An 18,777-nucleotide genomic window follows, 5' to 3' on the forward strand; every position below is an offset into this window, starting at 1 on the left:
GTGCCGGACGGTGACGGCCGGGAACAGTTTGTGCCCGGACCTTCGGGCAACACGGAAGACGACCGGCTCGCGAAGAGTGCCGGCCCGGCCGAGAATCCGGAAGGCATCCATGTCCACTGGCCTGATCATTGCGTTGATCGTGATTGTTGCGGTCGTTGCCGCCGTCGCGGCCGTGCTGACCCTGCGCGCCCGCGGTCCCCGGCACGGCAAGGGCCTGAAGCGTCGCTTCGGGCCCGAATACGACCGGGCCGTCGCCCGGCACGACGGGGACACCAAGGCCGCCGAGCGGGAGCTCGCCGAGCGCGTGCAGCGCCACGGCGACCTGCGGGAGCGCTCGTTGGAGCCCGTCGAGCGGGAGAGGTTCGAGGCGCGCTGGACGGCCGTCCAGGAGCGTTTCGTCGACGCGCCGCGTGAGGCGGTCGCCGAGGCCGACCGCCTGATCGCCGAGGTCGCCGCCGCCCGCGGCTTCCCCGCCGACGGGCACTACGAGGACCAGCTCGCCGCGCTGTCCGTGCACCACGCCCACCACGTCGAGGGCTACCGGCGCGTGCACCGGGTGGCGCAGGCCCACGCGAACGGCGCGCACGACGGCGGTGCGGGCACCGAGGAGATGCGCGAGGCCGTCGTCGAGGCCCGGGCGTTGTTCGAGGAACTGGTCCGCCCGTCCCGGCACGAAGGACACCACCGCGGTGACGGCGACCGCACCCCGTCCCCGGCAGCCCGCCGCGGGCACCAGACCTCGTCGCTGTTCCACCGGCGCCAGACGAAGGAGAGCTGAACCGATGACCGACGAGACCCGCCGCCCCGGCGGCACACCGCCCTTCGAGGGACACCGCACCACGTCCGGCGTCCCGGGTGGCGCCCCGGCCCCGGCCGTCGGCGGCCAGGGCCGTGTCCCGGAGGCGGACGCCGGCCTCCGCGGTGACGCCCCGGCCCGGGACGTCCGCGAAGAGGCCGGCCGCGCGCCCCACGACACCCGCGACGGCGTGCACGGCATCCGGGACGGTGTGCACGGCGCCCGGGACGGCGCCCTAGGCGCCCGCGACGGCGTGCACGGCGCCCGCGACGGCGCCCTCGGCACCCGGGACGGCGCCCTCGGCACCCACGACGGTGTGCACGACACCCGCGACGGCGTGCACGGCGCCCGCGACGGCGCCCTCGGCACCCACGACGGTGTGCACGGCACCCGGGACGGCGTCCTCGGTGCCCGTACCGGCGACGGGACCCGTGAGGCCGACGGCCGTAGCGCCGCGGACGCCGGGAATCCCCTGACCGCCGGGAGCCCGCGGCACGGCGAAGCCGGGCCCACCGGCACCGGCCACGACGGCGACCGGACACCGGGACGCCTCCTCCGGCTCGACGACACCGACAGGGTCACGGCGCAGTTGCAGCACGCCGTGGCCGAGTTCGTCGACGCGCCGCGGGACGCCGTACGGGAGGCCGACCGCGCCCTGCAGGAGCTCACGGAACGCTTCACGGAGGCCGTGACCGAGCGCCGCCGCACCCTGCGGCGGTCCTGGCAGGACGGCGGGGCCGACGACGGCGGCTCCGTGGCCGCGACCGACACCGAGCAACTGCGCCTCGCCCTGCGGGACTACCGCGAGCTGGCGGAGCGGCTGCTACACGTCTGAGCCGCCCCGCCCGTCCGACGCCGCCCGGCGCTCCCGCCACTGCCTCACGACGTCCTCGACGTCGTAGGGCTTCTTGCCCAGCGGGGGGCCGGGCGGCGGCTTGAACATCATGTCGCTGATCCTGGCGTTGATCTCCGTGAGGATCTTCCGGACGATCCGCTCCGACGGGGCCGCGAGCGCGGCCTCCAGCGCGTCCTCGGCCTCCTTGCGCAGGGCGAGCGTCGGCGGCAGCACCGAGAACCCCTCGCGCGCCATCTTCCGCTTCACCCACCACAGTTCGTCGTAGGTGCTCTCGACCTCACGGGGCAGCGGCTTGCCCGCCCCCGCCAGCTGCTCGAACTCCCCGCGCGCGTCGGCGTCGCGAATCTGCCTGTCGACCCAGCTCTCGAAGTCGACGCCGGGTGGCTTTCGCTCGGTCATGCGTTCATTGTGCCGGACGCCGCGAACCCGGACGTTTTATCATTCGGCGGCAGAAGGACGTCTCAGGAGGAGCGCAGGTGCTCGAACTCACCATGGCCGCGGTGTCCGCGGCGGAAGCGGGTGCCACGGCCGGCATGCTCATGGCCGACGCGCCCAGCGAGCCGGGTGCCGTGCTGCGGGTGGGCCGGGACAGGTCGCTGTGCCGGCTGTCGACGCCGGACGACTGGCTGTTCGTCTCCCGCGTCCACCTGGAGTTCGGCTGCGCGCAGGACGGCACCTGGCAGCTGACCTGGCTGCGCGGGTCCCTGCCCGAGCCCTCCTCCGAGGTCCGGCTGACCATCGGCGAGTACGTCCGACCGGTCGCCTACGGCGGCACCGTCGCGCTGCCCCGGGGCGGCAGCGGCGAGGTCGTCATCCAGGACCGCACCGCCCCGCGCAGCGTCAACGTGGGCTTCTACCACGAGGTCTGACGCTGCCCGGTTCACGCCAGCACGCGCGCCAGTGCGAAGCCGTCCCAGCCCTTGATGCCGACCGTCTGGATCGCCGTGCCCGTCAGCCTCGGGTGGTTGCCGATCATGTCGAGGGCGGCGCGGGTGCCCACCACGTCCGGGTCCGTGTTGTCCTGGTCGGCCACCCGGCCGCCGCGGACGACGTTGTCCAGGACGATCAGGCTGCCCGCGCTGGTCAGCCTGAGCGCCCATTCCATGTAATGGGCGTTGTTGGCCTTGTCCGCGTCGATGAAGACCAGGTCGAACGGAGGCGGATTCTCGTCCGCCAGCCGGGGCAGCGAATCCAGTGCCGCGCCCACCCGCACCTCGACCTGCTGGTCGAGTCCCGCGCGGGCGATGTTGCGGACCGCGACCTCGGCGTGATGGGGGTCGTACTCCAGGGAGATCAGCCGTCCGTCCGCGGGGAGGGCACGGCCCAGCCAGATGGTGCTGTAGCCGCCGAGCGTGCCGATCTCCAGGATGGTGCGGGCGCCCTGCACCTGGGCGAGGAGCTGCAGCAGCTTCCCCGCCGGGGCCGAGACGGCGATCGGCGGGAGTCCGGCGGCGTCGCTGTCGCGCAGGGCGGCCGCCAGGGCCTCGTCGGGTGCGTCGGTCAGGAGCCGGTCGGCGACGTACTCGTCCATCGCTTGCCAGAGCTGCGCCTCGCTCATGCGCCTGTACCTTCCGTACGGCTGGTTAGCTTCTCTAACTAGCATCGCTAACGAAGATACGCCGCGCGTCCGCCGTCCGTCAGGTGCTTTCCCGGTGTGTCCCGGGGCCCCGTCCGCTCACTCGTTGTGACGCTTCTCGCGTCGTCCCGAGGTGACGCCACCCCCCGCGGACTATCGTCGTTCGGGCACAAGCGAACGGGCCGTCAGGTGACGCCGCGGTTTCCCGCGTCTCCCTACGGAGGGCGGTGCGCGCCTCATAGGCTGCGCGGAGCGAACCCCCACGTACGGGACACGCGGGGTGAAACGGGGCGGGAGGCCGACGAGGCGTGGCGAACGCGGAGCACAGGGGGCGACCGACGGAGACGCTCGGGGCGACAGCGGTCGGCGGCACCCGGGCACGGCTGCGCACGGCGCGCCTCGCGCTGTGGCTGCTCGCCGCCGTCCTCGCCGTACGGCAGGTCGCCGCCGTCCTCACCACCCCGAGCGGAGAGCGGCTCACCGCCCTGGAGACGTGGGTGGGCCCCGAGGGCGTCCTCCACGTCAGCGGCTCTCTCTACGAATCCACCCGGTTCACCGGAACCCCCTTCAGCGGGCTCGTCCTCAAACCCCTCACCCGCCCGGCCGAACAAGCCCTCGGCTGGGGCTGGACCTTCGGCACCCTGCTGCTGGTCGTCGCCCTCGGCCTGGTGGCCGCCCGCGCCCTGCCCGAGCCGGTCGGCCGCCGCACCGCGATCCTCGCGGCGCCCGTCGCCATCAGCCTGCTCATGCTGTCCCTGCCGGTGCGCAGCACCCTCTGGCTCGGCCAGACCAGCATCATCCCGGTCCTGCTCGTGCTGCTCGGCTGTTTCGTCACCCGCGGCCGGCGCGTCAGCGGCACCCTCATCGGCGTCGCGGCGGCGCTCCAGCCCACCCTCCTGCTCTTCGCCCCGCTGCTGTGGTTCACCGGCCGCCGGCAGGCCGCCACCGCCACCGGCCTCACGTTCGCCGCCGCCACCGCGCTGGCCTGGGCCGCGATGCCGCGGGACTCCTCCACCTACTGGGTGCACCACCTGGCGGGCACCGGCCTCGGCGGCCCCGCCGACGACCTCGCCAACCAGTCCCTGCACGGCGCCCTGCTCCGCCTCGGCCTCGCGGGCCCCCTGGAGATCGGCCTCTTCCTCCTGCTCGGCGCCGCCGTCGTGACCCTCGCCCTCCGGCGCGCCGTCCGCCACGCCCACGACGGCCAGCCGCTGCTCGCCGTCGCCGTCACCGGCTGCGCCGCCCTGGCGGTCGCCCCGACCGCGTGGCAGCACCAGTTGCTGTGGGTACTGCTCACCGCCGTCGGCCGGGTCGGCAGGCGCGCCCGCGACCGGATGGTGTGGCCCGTCGCCGTCGTCCTGGTGATGACGCTGCCCTCCAGGATGATGCTGCCGAACATGGCGTTCCTCCACCCGGTGCGCGACAACGTCGTCCTCCTCGCCGCCCTGGCCGCCGCCACCGCGGTCCCCTTCCTCTCCCGCACCTCCCCGTACTTCCGCACACCGGTCCCGACCCCGTACGCCCCTCCCGTCCCGGCCCGCTTCGCGTTCGTCCCGCTGCTGCCGTTCCTGCGCCGGGTACTGCTGCGGCCGAACCTCCTGCTCGAACTCCTGCTGATCCGCGTCACCTACGCCGCGTACGCCAAGGTCCGCCTCGCCGCGACCGGCGGCAGCAACTCGGCGGGCCGCGCCCGCGCCGAGGAACACGGACAGCAGGTCCTCGACCTCGAACGCCTGCTCCGGATGGACGTCGAGCACGCCGTCAACCACGCCGTGGCGAGGATCGGCTGGCTGCGGGAGTTCTTCGACCTCTACTACACGTCGTTCCACTTCATCGTCCCGCTGACCGTGCTCGGGCTGCTGTACTGGCGCCGCCCCGTCGACTACCGCTGGGCCCGCTCGGCCCTGGGCTTCGCCACTCTCCTCGCCCTCGTCGGCTTCTGGCTCTACCCGCTCGCCCCGCCCCGCCTCATGCCGGGCCTGGGCGTCATCGACACGGTGCACGGCGTCCAGGACTTCTCCCAGCCGGAGTACGGCACCCTCACCCACCTCACCAACCAGTACGCGGCGATGCCGTCCCTGCACTTCGGCTGGTCCCTGTGGTGCGGAGTGGTGATCGCGCTCCTCGCGCCGAAGCCGTGGATGAAGGCCCTGGGGGTGCTCCATCCCCTCCTCACGACCGCCTCGATCGTCGCCACCGGCAACCACTGGATCCTGGACGCGGCGGGAGGCGCGGTGGTCGTCGGCGCCGGCTTCGGCCTCACCCACCTCCTCCAGGGGCCGCGCGCCCGTACGACGGTGACCGCGGCCGACCTCGGAAGCGAGCCGTCGGCGCAGGACCAGGACCGTACTCCGGGCTGATCCGGAACTCGCCCGGCGCCGGCACGGTGAGCCGCGTGAACTCGCCCTCGCGGTCCAGGCACCCGCCGTCACCGCGCAGGCGGGGCGAGTGCGCGTCCCGCACGGTCACCGCGCCCGGCCGTGACGCACGCGGCACCGGATCCGCACCGAACGGGCAGCACCGGTCGGGCAGCACCGGTCGGGCCGCCAGCTCTACGATCATCTTCAGGCGGTCGCCTGGCCCTTGGGGGACTCGGCGGAGCCGACCCGACGCGTGACGGAGGAGCGCCATGAGCAGTACCAGGTCCGCAACATGGTCCGGCTGGCGCAGCCGCACCGTCGAGATACCCGGCGCAGGGGACGGAAAGCCGGTCCCCTTGGAGTTCCGCGCGGGATTCACCACGAGCTTCCAGCTGGTGACCGTGCGCAAGGGCCCGCATCACCAGCGGGCCCACGACACGCTCGTCACGATCGGCCGGACCGGGCCCTCGCACATCGTCCTGCCTGCCGACTGTGACGCCCTCGCCATCTGGCGAGTCACGGTGGGCAGCGAGGGCGCCAGCGGCTTCGGCAGGTGGAAGCTGCGCATCGCGGACGGCGACGCGCTGCCCCGGCTCCCGTCCGGAACGACCCAGGGAAAGGGAACCAGGACCTTCGCCTACTTCAGCCCCAAGCCGTACTTCGAATACGCCCCGGTCGTGCACTACGACTTCGCCGACGCGCCCGGCACCATCGTCTACACGCCGGCCAACGGCGGGAAGCGGCAGATCCGCTTCACCTCCGCTGCCGACCAGAGGGGCACCCTGCGTCTCCCGCAGCACGGATACGTCACGGTGTCCGAGCATGGCAAGTGGCACCTCTCGATGACCTGACGCCGCAGGTTCGAGCGCGCTCCGTCTCGCTGGGAGACGGCGAAGGCGGCGGCCCCGGGGATCGTGGGGTCGCCGCCTTCGGTATGGGGGATGCGGGGCTGTCAGTACCAGTTGTTGGCCTGCCAGAAGGACCAGGCGCCGCAGGCGCTGCCGTAGCGGTCCTTCATGTAGTCCAGGCCCCACTTGATCTGGGTGGCCGGGTTGGTCTTCCAGTCGGAGCCGGCCGAGGCCATCTTGGAGGCGGGCAGAGCCTGGACCAGGCCGTAGGCACCGCTGGAGGCGTTGGTGGCGGTGTGGTTCCAGCCGCTCTCGTGCTGGACGATGTTCGAGAAGCACTGGAACTCGGCCGAGTTGCCGATCATCTTCTGCGCGGTCGCCTGGGCCGAGGAGGCGCTCGTCGTGGTCGCGGCCTGGGCGGGCGCGGCGGCGATCAGGGTGCCGCAGGTGGCGGCGACCAGGGCGGCACCGGCGAGGGTCTTCTTCGGGGTGGCGACGGTGCGGAGGAGGGAAGCGGCGGACACGGGCGGCCTTTCGGTCGGTGAGCAGGGCGGTCGCGTTACGCCGTGCCGGATGCCGCGACGTGCGGCGGGGGGCATGCGTCGGCGCCGCGACCCGGGTGGGTACGTCGGCGCCTGGCGACGGCTCCACAGAAACAAATCCCGGGATTGCCCGCAAAGGTCCCTTTTACTACCGAAGGTCGGAGCGGGGAGGTGCAGGGGTCGGGACGCCGTGCGCGGCCCGGTGCGTCGCTACGGTGCCGGGTCGTATGTGACGCGGCTCATGTGGGGTGGCTCACCGTCCCCGTCACGCGGTGCGCCCGGGACTTCACCGAGGGGCGTCGCCGAACGTGACCGGGGTCTCGAAGGCCGCCCTGCGGGTGGCTCGGCGGAGGGCCTTCAGGAGCGGGGTGCCCACGGTGAGGGTCAGGGCGACCGTGACCAGGGCCCGTCCCAGGTCCCAGCCGAGCGAGGTCGCCAGGCAGTACGCCAGGAAACGGGCCAGGTTGGTGGGGAGCGACGCGTCGGGGGAGAAGGAGATGTTCGAGGCCAGCGCCGACATGAAGGGCCAGCCCGCCATGTTCATCACCGTGCCGTAGGCGAAGGCCGCCAGAAAGCCGTACACCGCGAGCATCCAGGCCTCCGCCCGGCCGCGGAGGCGGTCGGGGCCCGGGAGGAAGCCCGCGCCCATCGTGAACCAGCCCATCGCCAGCATCTGGAACGGCAGCCACGGGCCGACACCGCCCGTGAGCAGGGCGGAGGCGAACATCGTCACCGAGCCGAGGACGAAGCCGAAGCCCGGGCCGAGCACCCGGCCGCTCAGGACCATGAGGAAGAACATGGGTTCCAGGCCGGCCGTGCCGGCGCCGATGGGACGCAGGGCGGCGCCCGTCGCCGCCAGGACGCCGAGCATCGCCACCGCCTTCGGGCCGAGGCCCGACTCCGAGATCGTCGCTGCCACGACCGCGACCAGGAGGACCAGCAGGCCCGCGAACAGCCACGGTGCGTCCTGGGCGTGGGCGTTCAGCGCGGAGGCGGGCGGGGCGAGGAAGGGCCAGCCGAAGCCGGCCACGCCCACCGCGCTGACCAGGGCGAGGGCCAGCCACGAGCGGGGGCCCAGGCGGATGGCCCTGGCCTGGCGGTCCGTCCGCCGTGTGACCGTCATCGCAGTGCCTCCCGGACCTGGGAGACCGTGAGCCAGTGCTGCGGGGCCAGGATCTTCGCCACCTGCGGTGCGAAGGACGGGGACGCCACGACCACTTCCGCGGCCGGGCCGTCCGCGATCACCTCGCCCTCGGCCAGCAGCACCACCCGGTGGGCGAGTTCCGCCGCCAGTTCCACGTCGTGCGTGGCCATGACGATGGCGTGGCCCCCGGCGGCCAGCTCGCGCAGGATCGCCACCAGGCGGGCCTTCGCCGCGTAGTCCAGGCCGCGGGTCGGCTCGTCGAGGAGGAGCAGCGGCGGGCGGGCGGTGAGGACGACCGCCAGGGCGAGGGTCAGGCGCTGGCCCTCGGACAGGTCGCGGGGGTGGGTGTCGTCGGCCACCGAGGGGAGGAGTTCCGTCAGGAGGGCGCGGCAGGTGCCGGGGGGCGCCTCCGCGTCCCGGTCGGCGGCGGCGCACTCCGCGGCGACCGTGTCGGCGTAGAGGAGGTCGCGGGGTTCCTGGGGGACCAGGCCGACCCGGCGGACCAGGTCGCGGGGGCGGGTGCGGTGCGGGACCGCGTCGCCGGTGCGGACCGAGCCCGCGGAGGGGGCGACCAGACCCACCAGGGCGCTGAGCAGCGTCGACTTGCCGGCGCCGTTGCGGCCCATGAGGGCGATCGTCTCCCCGGGGGTGACCGTCAGGTCGACGTGCCGAAGGGCCTGGACCCGGTCGCGGCGGACCGCGAGGGAGCGGATCTCGGCCACGGGGGCGGGGGCGGCAGGACCGTCCGGTCTCGTGCGCCGGAACAGGCGCCGGGAGGGGGCGGGCGGCGGGGGTGCGGCGTCGTCCCGGCGCGGCTGGCGGCCGGCGAGGCGGGCGCGCAGATCACCCGCCCCGCGTCGGGCGTCGCGGACCGTCAGGGGAAGCGGGGACCAGCCGGCCAGCCGGCCCAGGTCGACCACCGGGGGGCAGACGGGGGAGACCGCCATCATCTCCGGCGGGGTGCCGAGCAGCGGCCGCTCACCGGGGCCCGGCAGCAGCGCCACCTGGTCGGCGTACTGGACGACGCGCTCCAGGCGGTGCTCGGCCATGAGGACCGTGGTGCCCAGATCGTGGACCAGGCGCTGGAGTACGGCCAGGACCTCCTCGGCCGCCGCCGGGTCGAGTGCGGAGGTCGGCTCGTCGAGGACGAGGACCCGGGGGTGCGGGGTCAGGACCGAGCCGATGGCCACGCGCTGCTGCTGGCCGCCGGAGAGCGTGGAGATCGGGCGGTCGCGCAGGCCGGCGAGGCCGAGGAGGTCCAGGGTCTCCTCCACCCTGCGGCGCATGACGGCCGGGGGCAGGCCCAGCGACTCCATGCCGTAGGCGAGCTCGTCCTCCACCGTGTCCGTCACGAAGTGGGAGAGCGGGTCCTGGCCCACCGTGCCCACGACGTCGGCGAGTTCGCGTGGCTTGTGGGTGCGGGTGTCGCGGCCCGCGACCGTGACCCTGCCGTGCAGGGTGCCGCCGGTGAAGTGCGGGACCAGTCCGCTCACCGCGCCCAGCACGGTCGACTTGCCGACCCCGGACGGGCCGACGAGGAGGACCAGTTCGCCCTCGGGGACCTCGAAGTCGACGTCGCGCACGACGGGTTCCGGCGCTCCGTCGTAGGTCACCGACACGTTCTCGAAGCGGATCACGTCGGCTCCTTGCGGGTGTCCGTGCCCGCCTCGGGGGCGGGGGTGATGAAGGCGGGGAGCAGACCGATGAGGACGGCCGCCGCCGGCCACAGGGGGAGGGTGGGGGCGACGAGCGGGACCACGCCGGGGTGCAGGGCCGCCGGGTCGCGGGAGGCGGCCAGGGTCAGGAGGCCGGCCACGGCGACTCCGGACGCGGTGACCAGCCAGGCCCGCGCGTCCCAGGCGTCCGGGCGGTAACGGGTGCGCAGGGTGCGCCGGCCGCCGAGCCGGAGCCCCGCGAGGGCGGCGGCCAGACCGGCGAGGAGGACGGGGACGCCATACGTGCCGCCCTCGGCGGTGAGCAGCCCGTACGTTCCCGCGCAGACGCCGAGCAGGCCACCGAGGGTGAGGGCGGCGGTGGTCCGGCGCACGGCGGGCGGGACCTCGGCGGTACGGCCGTATCCGCGCGCGTCCATCGCGGCGGCGAGGGCGACGGAGCGTTCCAACGCGCCTTCCAGGACCGGGAGTCCCACATGCAGGAGTCCGCGCACGCCCTTGTCGGGGCGGCCCCGCAGACGGCGGGCGGCGCGCAGGCGCTGTGCGTCGGCGATGAGGTGGGGGGCGAAGGTCAGGGCCACGACCACGGCCACGCCGAGTTCGTACAGGGCGCCGGGGAGGGACTTCAGGAGGCGGGAGGGGTTGGCCAGGGCGTTCGCCGCGCCCACGCAGACGAGCAGGGTGGCAAGGCGCAGGGCGTCGTAGAGGGCGAAGGTGAGGGCCTCCGCGGTGACCCTGCCGCCGAGCCGGATCCCCTGGGCCCAGTCGGGGAGGGGCACTTCGGGGAGGGTGACGACGGTGTGGGTGCCGGGGACGGGGGAGCCGAGGACCACGGCGAAGGCGAGGCGGACGAGGAGGACGGCGAGGGCGAGTCTGACGAAGGCGCCGTAGGAGCGGGACCAGGGGGCGTGGGGGCGCCGGGTGGCCACGACGTAGGCGGAGGTGGTGACGAGGAGGGCGAGCAGGAGGGGGTTGGTGGTCCGGGTGGCGGCGGTGCCGAGGCCGAGGGCCCAGAGCCACCAGGCACCGGGGTGGAGTGGTGTCCGGTGCGTGCGAGGGGCGGGGGTGGGCGTGCCCGCCGGCGCTCGGCCGGTGCCTCCCTGGGGGGACCTCCCGGGGAGGCGCGACTGCCCGCAGCTAGGCACGGCGGCGGACCTGCCAGACGGCTGCCGATCCGAGGAGGGCCACCGCGGCGATTCCGGCCATCAGGCCCACTGACGGGCCGGAGTCGTTCGAGTCGTTCTTCTCTTCCTTCTCTTCGGCCTTCTCCTCCGCGGGAGCCGGGGCCTTCGCCGAGACCTGTTCGCCGCAGCCCTTCTCCGGGTAGCCCGATATCGCGCACAGCAGGGCGCTCGTGCCGTAACGGAGAGGCTTCGCGACCGAGGCCAGCGCCTCGGCCGTCGTGGCGTTCTCCGGCACCTGGGCGCAGGCCGTGCGGCCGGCCGGCGGGGTTTCGCCGGACGGGGCGTCGGCGGGGGTGCCGAAGTCGATGACCAGGGCGACGCGCTTCTCGCCGTCCCGGGCCGGGGTCTTCGCGCAGATGGTGCCGAAGTCCGACGTGCCGCGGGGCTTCGCCGCGTCGGCGGAGTCCTCGCTGACGGAGAAGCGGAAGCCCTGGACGTCGCCGTCGGAGGGGCGTGCGGTGGACGGGCCCTGGGTGGCGTACGTCCACGCCGTGCCGTTCCGCTCCCAGAAGGACCAGTAGCGGTAGCCGGCGGCCTGGGCCTGGCCCGCGCCCGCCAGCAGGGGCAGGAGCGCGGCCAGGAACAGTACGGTGGCCCGGCGGATCACGGCCGGCGCTTCCTGCGGCCGCTGATCAGGAAGCCGATGCCGATGCCGGCGACCAGGCAGACGCCGACGAACCACCAGACACCGGGCCCGGAGTCCGACTCGTCCTTCTTCTCCTCCTGCGCCTTCGCCTCCGTGGTCTTCCCGGCGGCGGCCGGGCCGGTCGCCGAGAGTTGCTTCACCAGGTCCTTGCCGCCGAAGGCGCGCGGGTCCGCGCCGGTGGCGTGGGCGGCGAGGATCAGCTGGGCGTAGGCGGCGGGGCCGCTCTGCGTGGCCCAGCCGGCGGCGTTCTTCTCCAGCCAGGCCAGGGAGGCGCGGGCCTGCTCGGTGGCGCCCTGCGCGGCGAGCGCGACGACCGCGTCGGCGGTGTTGCCGTAGTCGGGCTGGTCCTCGGAGCCGGGGAGGGAGGAGACGAGGTGGCCGTCCTCGGCGAGGGCGTCGGTGAGGTACGCGGCGCCGTTGGCGGCGGCCTGCTCGGGGCTCTCCGCCTTCGCGCAGGCGGCGTCCGCGCCCGTGCCCTTGCCGGGCCCCGCGGCCAGGCCGGCGCCCAGCGCACCGAGCACACCCGCCGCCGTCGCGTCGGCGTTGGCGACCAGCTTGCCCTTCTTGTCCGGCTGGAAGGCGAACGCGCCCGCGCCGTCGCCCTCGCAGGGGAGCTCCAGCTTCAGCAGGGCGTCGTAGGGGGACTTGCCGTCCTTCTCCACCTCGGCCGGCTTCTCGCCGGCGGCGGCGAGCGCGCCGATGACGACGGAGGTGGAGTTGGTGTCGCTGGCGCCGCCCGCGGTGTAGCCCCAGCCGCCGTCCTCGTTCTGCACGGACTTCAGCCAGCCGACGGCCTTCTTCGTCACGTCGTCGTGGCCGCCGAGCGCGGCGAGGGCCTGGACGGCGGCGGCGGTCTGGTTGGTGTCGACCGTCGTCTTCGCGTCGCACGCCTTCGCGGTGTCGGCGCGGTACGGGGCGAAGGAACCGTCGGCGCACTGCTGGCCCGCCAGCCAGTCGACGGCGGCCTTCGGCGGTTCGACGTCGACCGTGTGCTGCGCGAGCAGGGCGAGCGACTGGCGCCAGACGCCGTCGTACTGGGGGTCGCTGTCGCCGTACAGGGCGGAGGGAAGCGGCGCCCGGGACGGCGAGGGGGACGAGTCGGCGGCGGCCGGTGCGGCGGCGCCGATCACGGCGACGGCGGCCAGGACCGCGGCGCTGCGGCGGACATTCATGATCGGCGGGTGCCTCTCCCTGAAGAGGGCCGGGCAGCGCGGGACACCCCGGCGGCTCGGCTCCGTATACCTCGACGGTGCCCGTGCTCCGGCGGGCTGCCGGGCACGTGAGCCGGTCACGAACCGTTCGGGGCATTCCGGCTCACCGTCTCGGCGGACGGCTCACGGTTGCGGGTCAGCGCCGGAATTGCACCGGCTTCCCCCCGTACGGGTGTGATGACGACGCCGCCACTCTACCCGCCCGTAGGAAGGGCGTTCGGGGTGGCTTCGGAAGGTGGGAGAGGCAGAGGTCCGCGGCGTGACCGGGGTCACGGCGGCGGTGAGACGCGGCCCGCACCCGGGACCCTGGAGGGGCCGCGGGAGCGGGCCGGTGGCGGCGGGGCGGGTCAGGAGGCCGTACAGGCGCCGACCTGCGGCAAAGGCGCGGTGCCGCCGTTCACGGGGAGGCAGAAGCCGGTGGACGCCCCGGCCGGGAGGGAGCCGTTCCCGCCGGGCCGGACCGTCATGACGTTTCCGCTGCCGTCCCAGGTGAGTGAGCTGTTCCACAGTCACCTTGCCGTCCCGGCTCGCTCCTCGGGCTGAAGCGGCTCACCCCACCCTGCCGGCTCAGCGGGGGTCCGCGGTCGTCGGTGCCGCCGCCAGGTCCATCAGCCGGCACGCCGTCTCTATGTCGACCCTCACCTGGGCGATGGAGGCGCGGCCCGAGAGCCAGGTGATCAGGGCCGAGTGCCAGGTGTGCCCGATGACGCGGACCGCCGCGAGCTGCTCCGGCGTCGGGTCGGTGAGCTCCATGGCGTCCAGGATGATCCTCGTGGTCTGCCGGAAGACCTGGTCGACCTCCGGGCTCACACTGCGGTCCGCGAAGGTCAGGGCGCGCACCATCGCGTCGGCCAGGTGCGGCTCGCGCTGGAGCGCGCGGAAGGCCCGCATCAGGGTCTCCGCGGCCCGCTCGGCCGGGGTCTCACCGGCCGGCGGCTTCTTCCGCAGTGTCGCGTGCAGGTCCTCCAGCTGGTCCTGCATGGTGGCGACCAGCAGGTGGATCTTGGACGGGAAGTAGCGGTACAGCGTGCCGAGCGCCACCTGGGAGGACTCCGCGACCTCGCGCATCTGCACCGCGTCGAAGCCGCCCCGGACGGCCAGCTGGGTGCACGCCCGGAGGATGCTGCGCCGACGGGCCTCCTGCCGCTCGGTGAGCGGGGAGGCGGGGCCGGTGAGCGCGGAGGCCGGGCCGGGGCGCGCGGTGCCGGCTTCCGGCTTCGCCGCCTTGGCCGCCTGGGTCCTGTGGGATTCCGCGGGCATCGGTCCCGTCCGTGACAGTCGGTGAGGGTGGATGATCGGACAGCATGGCACGCCGTCCGCCGTGGCGTGAATCACCTGATCCACTGCTCACAGCGTCCCTACCTGCCGGTAGATTCGGATCCTCCGAACGATCAACTCTGAAACTTGTTCTAGGTTAGCGTCCCGGCGTAATGTCGCGGGACAGTGCAGGGAGAAGGGGGCCCAGAGTGACCGCTGAGGCCAGTCAGGCCGGGCCCTCGGCGGGCCCCGCATCCGACGGCTTGCGACCGCTCCGGATCGCACTCCTCACCTACAAGGGAAACCCGTTCTGCGGTGGCCAGGGCGTCTACGTGCGTCACCTGTCCCGCGAACTCGCCCGCCTGGGGCACCGCGTCGAGGTCATCGGCGCCCAGCCCTACGCGGTGCTCGACGAGGGATACGACGGGCTCGGCCTCACCGAGCTGCCCAGCCTCGACCTCTACCGCCAGCCGGACCCCTTCCGCACTCCCGGGCGTGACGAGTACCGCGACTGGATCGACGCGCTCGAGGTCGGCACGATGTGGACCGGCGGCTTCCCCGAGCCGCTGACGTTCTCCCTGCGTGCCCGCCGTCACCTGCGCGCCCGGCGCGGCGACTTCGACGTCGTCCACGACAACCAGACGCTCGGCTACGGCCTCCTCGGCGACCTCGGCGCCCCCCTGGTGACCACCATCCACCACCCCATCACCGTCGACCGGCGTCTCGAACTGGACGCGGCCGAGAACTGGAAGCGGCGGTACTCGGTGCGCCGCTGGTACGCCTTCACGCGGATGCAGAAGCGGGTGGCGCGCAGGCTGCCGTCCGTGCTCACCGTCTCCGGCACCTCGCGCCAGGAGATCGTCGAGGACCTCGGCGTACGGCAGGACCGCATCCACGTCGTCCACATCGGCGCCGACACCGACCTGTTCGCGCCGGACCCGTCCGTGGCGGTCGTGCCGGGCCGGATCGTGACCACGTCCAGTGCGGACGTGCCGCTGAAGGGCCTGGTCTTCCTCGTCGAGGCGCTGGCGAAGGTGCGGGCGGACCAGCCCGGCGCCCATCTCGTCGTGGTCGGCAAGCGGCCCACGGAGGGCCCGGTCGCGCAGGCCATGGAGCGGTACGGGCTGGAGGGCGCCGTCGAGTTCGTCAAGGGCATCTCGGACGCCGAACTGGTCGACCTGGTGCGCTCGGCGCAGGTCGCGTGCGTGCCGTCGCTGTACGAGGGCTTCTCGCTCCCGGCCGCCGAGGCCATGGCCACGGGCACCCCGCTGGTCGCCACGACCGGCGGAGCGATCCCCGAGGTCGCGGGCCGCGACGGGGAGACCTGTCTCGCCGTGCCTCCCGGTGACGCGGGGGCCCTGGCCGCCGCGCTGACCCGGCTGCTCGGTGACGCCGAGCTGCGCGCCCGCCTCGGGGCGGCCGGACGCGAGCGGGTCCTGCGGCACTTCACCTGGGCCCGCGCGGCCGAGGGCACGGTGGCCCGCTACCGCGAGGCGATGGCGCGCCAGGCGCGACCGGCTCCGCGCCCTCCGGCCCCGGCGGACCCGGGCCTCTTCCCCGGCACCCTCGCGGACGCGGGCGCCGTCCCCGTGGACGCAGCCGACACCTCCGACCGCTCCGACCGTGAAAGCAGGGCCACGTGCTGACCGTCGACTTCTCCCGGTTCCCGCTCGCCCCGGGCGACCGTGTGCTGGACCTCGGGTGCGGCGCCGGCCGGCACGCCTTCGAGTGCTACCGGCGCGGTGCCCGGGTCGTGGCGCTGGACCAGAACGGCGAGGAGATCCGCGAGGTCGCCAAGTGGTTCGCGGCGATGAAGGAGGCCGGGGAGGCGCCCGCCGGGGCCACCGCCACCGCCATGGAGGGCGACGCGCTCGCCCTGCCCTTCCCCGACGAGTCCTTCGACGTCGTCATCATCTCCGAGGTGATGGAGCACATCCCCGACGACAAGGGAGTGCTCGCCGAGATGGTGCGGGTGCTCAAGCCCGGCGGCCGGATCGCCGTCACCGTGCCGCGCTACGGCCCCGAGAAGGTCTGCTGGGCGCTGTCCGACGCCTACCACGAGGTCGAGGGCGGCCACATCCGCATCTACAAGGCGGACGAACTGCTCGCCAGGATGCGCGAGGCGGGCCTCAGGCCGTACGGCACCCACCACGCGCACGCGCTGCACTCGCCGTACTGGTGGCTGAAGTGCGCGTTCGGCGTGGACAACGACAAGGCCCTGCCGGTGCGGGCGTACCACAAGCTGCTGGTCTGGGACATCATGAAGAAGCCGCTGGCCACCCGGGTCGCGGAGCAGGCGCTGAACCCCCTGATCGGCAAGAGCTTCGTGGCCTACGCGACCAAGCCGCACCTGCCGCGCGCCGAGGCCGAGGCGGACGCCACGTGACGACCGCCCGGTCCCCGCGGACCGAACACCTCGTGCTGCCCGGTGTCCTGACGGCGGACCAGGCCGCCGCGACCGTCGCCGGCATCCTCGCCGTGCAGCGGGAGGACGGCGCGATCCCGTGGTTCCGCGGTCACCACCTCGACCCGTGGGACCACGTCGAGGCGGCGATGGCGCTGGACACCGCGGGCGAGCACGAGGCCGCCGGGCGGGCGTACCTGTGGCTGGCCCGGCACCAGTTGGAGGACGGCTCCTGGTACGCGGCCTACGCCGACGGCGACCCGCTCGACGTCACCGACCGCGGGCGGGAGACCAACTTCGTCGCCTACATCGCCGTCGGGGTGTGGCACCACTACCTCTCCACGGGTGACGACACCTTCCTCGACCGCATGTGGCCCGTCGTGTACGCGGCGGTGGAGTTCGTGCTGCGGCTGCAGCAGCCCGGCGGGCAGATCGGCTGGCGGCGCGACGACGACGGCACGCCCACGGCGGACGCGCTGCTCACCGGCTCCTCCTCCGTCCACCACGCGCTGCGCTGCGCCCTGGCCATCGCCGAGCAGCGCGAAGAACCGCAGCCCGACTGGGAGTTGGCGGCGGGTGCGCTGCGGCATGCGATCCGGCGCCACCCGGAGCGGTTCCTGGACAAGGACCGCTATTCGATGGACTGGTACTACCCGGTGCTCGGCGGCGCGCTGACCGGTGCCGAGGCCACGGCGCGCATCGAGGAGGGCTGGGACCGGTTCGTCGTGCCCGGGCTCGGGGTGCGCTGCGTGGTGCCCAACCCGTGGGTGACGGGCGGCGAGTCGGCCGAACTCGCCCTGGCGCTCTGGGCGATGGGCGAGTCCGACCGTGCGCTGGAGGTACTCCAGTCGATCCAGCACCTGCGCGATCCGGAGACCGGCCTGTACTGGACGGGGTACGTCTTCGACGACGACGCCCTCTGGCCGCGCGAGCTGACGACGTGGACGGCCGGTTCGCTGTTGCTGGCCGTCGCCGCGCTCGGCGGGCACGAGCCCACCTGCGCGGTCTTCGGCGGCGATCACCTGCCCAGGGGCCTGGACCCGGACTGCTGCACGCTCGTCTGAGCCGGTCCCCACGGGGGACCGGCCCGGTACGGGTCAGTGCCGGCGCAGCCGGCCGGCGATGGCGTGACCGATGAACAGGTAGACCACGGCGGCGAGTCCGTAGCCGGCGACGACCCGGGCCCACGCCTCGTCGAACGTGAACAGGTCACGCGACCAGGCGGCGAGCCAGTTGGCCGCTTCATGGACGAACTGGACCAGGTCGTTGGCCCGGTTGGCGTCCAGCAGGTACATCAGGATCCACAGTCCGAGGATGACGGCCATGATGTCCGCGATCACCGCGATGACCGTCCCCGCGGAGGTGGAACCAGAGCGATATCGAGAGGACATACCTTCCGACTGGCCCCGAACGGCCGGTTGAAACCAGGAACGCCCGGGGCCCGCGCGGAAGTTCGGCGGCGGCCCGGCTCACCGGTGGGTGAGCAGCAGCCGCCAGGCCTCCGGGCCGCGCTGCTGGTACTCCACCGAGAAGACACCGGGGTGCCGGTCCTCGATCTGCCGCAGCAGCGGCAGCGGGTCGTGCGGTGCCACGAGCAGCATGGCCCGCCCCGCCGGTACGGCGCCGAGCGCGCCGAACACCGTCGCGTGACGCAGCGCGTGCGGCACCTCCCGGACGTCGAGTTCGGGCACGTCGGCGTCGTCCGAGCCACCGCATCCGCACGTCCCGCCGCAGCCGGCGCCCGATGACTCGCCCCCGGACTCCTCGCCGCCGCCGAGCAGTTCGTGCATGCCTCCCAGCAGGTCGGCCAGTGAGATGTCCGGGGCGCCGGCCAGGAGCGGCAGGATGAGGTTGTTCTCCTTGTCCAGGTGCTCCTCGAACAGCACCTGGAGGGCCCGGCCGTCGGCCGCCGCCCGCACGGCGGGGCCGGCCCCGCGCACCGCGTCGACCAGGGCGGTCAGTCTGCGGTGCTCGGCGAGCATGCCGTCGACGAGGAGACGGGCCTCGGGCAGGTCGCGGGCGGCGGCGTACAAGGTGCTCTCCTCGGCGACCGCGTGCGGGAGCAGGTCCCGGTCGCAGAACGCGACCAGTCCGGAGCGGATCTCGTCGGCCTCGGCCGGGTCGCGGTCCGCCGCGGCGATCAGCATCGCCACCCGTCCGGCGAGCTCACCCGCCAGCTGCGCGTGATGCGCTTCGACGGCTTCGACGGCCGCCGCGTCCTCGGGGTCCGATGCGAGGGTGAGAGTACTCATCAGGGGGCCGTTCCTTCCAGCCGTCGAC

General features: G+C 73.9%; 19 protein-coding genes and 1 riboswitch. Of the genes, 8 read left to right on the forward strand and 11 right to left on the reverse strand.

What is annotated here, in order from left to right:
* The first annotated feature begins 109 nt into the window (after positions 1 to 109).
* Positions 110 to 778 (forward strand): hypothetical protein, encoded by a 669-nt coding sequence (locus tag BU52_RS22885; protein WP_037937428.1) that lies wholly within the window; start codon positions 110 to 112, stop codon positions 776 to 778.
* Positions 779 to 782: 4 nt separating this feature from the next.
* Positions 783 to 1,631, forward strand: a complete 849-nt coding sequence (locus BU52_RS33060; protein WP_407702059.1) for a hypothetical protein — start codon at positions 783 to 785, stop codon at positions 1,629 to 1,631.
* On the opposite strand, the gene BU52_RS22895 is transcribed toward BU52_RS33060, so the two are convergent.
* Positions 1,620 to 2,051, reverse strand: a complete 432-nt coding sequence (locus BU52_RS22895; protein WP_037937430.1) for a DnaJ family domain-containing protein — start codon at positions 2,049 to 2,051, stop codon at positions 1,620 to 1,622. The genes BU52_RS33060 and BU52_RS22895 overlap by 12 nt on opposite strands.
* A gap of 77 nt (positions 2,052 to 2,128) precedes the next feature.
* Here BU52_RS22895 and BU52_RS22900 point away from each other — a divergent pair, with 77 nt between their 5' ends.
* A complete protein-coding gene (locus BU52_RS22900) occupies positions 2,129 to 2,521 on the forward strand; it encodes a hypothetical protein (protein WP_037937431.1) in 393 nt (130 codons plus the stop codon).
* Between the two features lie 11 nt (positions 2,522 to 2,532).
* On the opposite strand, the gene BU52_RS22905 is transcribed toward BU52_RS22900, so the two are convergent.
* Positions 2,533 to 3,210 (reverse strand): O-methyltransferase, encoded by a 678-nt coding sequence (locus BU52_RS22905; RefSeq protein WP_037937434.1) that lies wholly within the window; start codon positions 3,208 to 3,210, stop codon positions 2,533 to 2,535.
* A 326-nt stretch (positions 3,211 to 3,536) separates the two neighbouring features.
* On the opposite strand from BU52_RS22905, the gene BU52_RS22910 reads away from it, so the two are divergent.
* Complete coding sequence (locus tag BU52_RS22910; protein ID WP_037937436.1) at positions 3,537 to 5,588, forward strand: bifunctional glycosyltransferase 87/phosphatase PAP2 family protein; 2,052 nt, start codon at positions 3,537 to 3,539, stop codon at positions 5,586 to 5,588.
* A 269-nt stretch (positions 5,589 to 5,857) separates the two neighbouring features.
* Positions 5,858 to 6,439: a hypothetical protein gene (locus tag BU52_RS22915; protein WP_157847908.1), complete on the forward strand. Its 582-nt coding sequence runs from the start codon at positions 5,858 to 5,860 to the stop codon at positions 6,437 to 6,439.
* A 101-nt stretch (positions 6,440 to 6,540) separates the two neighbouring features.
* Here the strand turns inward: BU52_RS22915 and BU52_RS22920 are convergent, their stop codons facing one another.
* The 7 genes from BU52_RS22920 to BU52_RS22950 all read right to left on the reverse strand — a co-directional run bounded on the left by BU52_RS22920 (position 6,541) and on the right by BU52_RS22950 (position 14,096).
* Entirely contained in the window at positions 6,541 to 6,960 is a 420-nt protein-coding gene (locus BU52_RS22920) for an aggregation-promoting factor C-terminal-like domain-containing protein (RefSeq protein WP_037937441.1), read from the reverse strand.
* Between the two features lie 304 nt (positions 6,961 to 7,264).
* Positions 7,265 to 8,101: an ECF transporter S component gene (locus BU52_RS22925; protein WP_037937443.1), complete on the reverse strand. Its 837-nt coding sequence runs from the start codon at positions 8,099 to 8,101 to the stop codon at positions 7,265 to 7,267.
* Positions 8,098 to 9,759, reverse strand: a complete 1,662-nt coding sequence (locus BU52_RS22930; RefSeq protein ID WP_037937445.1) for an ABC transporter ATP-binding protein — start codon at positions 9,757 to 9,759, stop codon at positions 8,098 to 8,100. Before BU52_RS22930 ends, BU52_RS22925 begins: the two co-directional genes overlap by 4 nt.
* A complete protein-coding gene (locus BU52_RS22935) occupies positions 9,756 to 10,940 on the reverse strand; it encodes an energy-coupling factor transporter transmembrane component T (protein ID WP_037937447.1) in 1,185 nt (394 codons plus the stop codon). The genes BU52_RS22930 and BU52_RS22935 overlap by 4 nt, the downstream gene beginning before the upstream one ends.
* Positions 10,933 to 11,586, reverse strand: a complete 654-nt coding sequence (locus BU52_RS22940; RefSeq protein WP_037937450.1) for an SCO2322 family protein — start codon at positions 11,584 to 11,586, stop codon at positions 10,933 to 10,935. The genes BU52_RS22935 and BU52_RS22940 overlap by 8 nt, the downstream gene beginning before the upstream one ends.
* Entirely contained in the window at positions 11,583 to 12,797 is a 1,215-nt protein-coding gene (locus BU52_RS22945) for a prenyltransferase/squalene oxidase repeat-containing protein (RefSeq protein WP_037937452.1), read from the reverse strand. The genes BU52_RS22940 and BU52_RS22945 overlap by 4 nt, the downstream gene beginning before the upstream one ends.
* Before the next feature lie 130 nt (positions 12,798 to 12,927).
* Positions 12,928 to 13,000: riboswitch (cobalamin riboswitch) on the reverse strand.
* Between the two features lie 403 nt (positions 13,001 to 13,403).
* Positions 13,404 to 14,096, reverse strand: coding sequence for a TetR family transcriptional regulator (locus BU52_RS22950; protein WP_037937459.1), 693 nt, complete (start codon positions 14,094 to 14,096; stop codon positions 13,404 to 13,406).
* A gap of 206 nt (positions 14,097 to 14,302) precedes the next feature.
* Between BU52_RS22950 and BU52_RS22955 the strand changes: the two genes are divergently transcribed.
* From BU52_RS22955 to BU52_RS22965, 3 genes are read left to right on the forward strand one after another with little or no spacing between them, the layout of a single operon-like run.
* Entirely contained in the window at positions 14,303 to 15,739 is a 1,437-nt protein-coding gene (locus tag BU52_RS22955; RefSeq protein ID WP_037937461.1) for a glycosyltransferase family 4 protein, read from the forward strand.
* Positions 15,733 to 16,479 carry a class I SAM-dependent methyltransferase gene (locus BU52_RS22960; protein ID WP_037937463.1) on the forward strand — a complete coding sequence of 249 codons (747 nt, stop codon included), beginning with the start codon at positions 15,733 to 15,735 and terminating at the stop codon, positions 16,477 to 16,479. Before BU52_RS22955 ends, BU52_RS22960 begins: the two co-directional genes overlap by 7 nt.
* On the forward strand, positions 16,476 to 17,561 hold the full coding sequence (locus BU52_RS22965) for a prenyltransferase (RefSeq protein WP_037937464.1): 1,086 nt from the start codon (positions 16,476 to 16,478) through the stop codon (positions 17,559 to 17,561). Before BU52_RS22960 ends, BU52_RS22965 begins: the two co-directional genes overlap by 4 nt.
* A gap of 33 nt (positions 17,562 to 17,594) precedes the next feature.
* On the opposite strand, the gene BU52_RS22970 is transcribed toward BU52_RS22965, so the two are convergent.
* Together BU52_RS22970 and BU52_RS22975 are read right to left on the reverse strand one after the other, a co-directional pair.
* Positions 17,595 to 17,888: a hypothetical protein gene (locus BU52_RS22970; protein ID WP_051858530.1), complete on the reverse strand. Its 294-nt coding sequence runs from the start codon at positions 17,886 to 17,888 to the stop codon at positions 17,595 to 17,597.
* 78 nt (positions 17,889 to 17,966) lie between these two features.
* Complete coding sequence (locus tag BU52_RS22975; RefSeq protein ID WP_037937468.1) at positions 17,967 to 18,749, reverse strand: DUF2249 domain-containing protein; 783 nt, start codon at positions 18,747 to 18,749, stop codon at positions 17,967 to 17,969.
* Positions 18,750 to 18,777: the final 28 nt, after the last annotated feature.

Source organism: Streptomyces toyocaensis (genome assembly GCF_000725125.1).
Classification (GTDB): domain Bacteria; phylum Actinomycetota; class Actinomycetes; order Streptomycetales; family Streptomycetaceae; genus Streptomyces; species Streptomyces toyocaensis.